The sequence below is a fragment of the Cellulosimicrobium cellulans genome, from assembly GCF_007679345.1.
Lineage (GTDB): Bacteria > Actinomycetota > Actinomycetes > Actinomycetales > Cellulomonadaceae > Cellulomonas > Cellulomonas cellulans_A.
On the sequence record NZ_VEGH01000050.1, the window covers coordinates 1 to 206 of the forward strand.

The window sequence follows — 206 nt, forward strand, 5'->3', positions numbered from 1 at the left end:
GCGAGCATCCCGTCCAGGACCAGTGCCCGGTGCACGGCCTTGTTCGCGGTCATCAGCGACCAGCCCAACCGCATCGCCAGCTCATCACCCGCCACGCAGCCCTGCGTCGGTGGGGCGCCCGCCATGGGCGACCACTGCGGGTGCATCTCGGGGCGACGGGCGAGCTCGGCGACGGCGTCGAGCATCGCGGCGTGCTGGTGGGCCTC

The 206-nt window shown here is 73.3% G+C and carries 1 protein-coding gene; it reads right to left on the reverse strand.

What is annotated here, in order from left to right:
- The coding region (locus FS882_RS21270) for a hypothetical protein (protein ID WP_187365423.1) at positions 1 to 206 on the reverse strand (206 nt) is incomplete at both ends.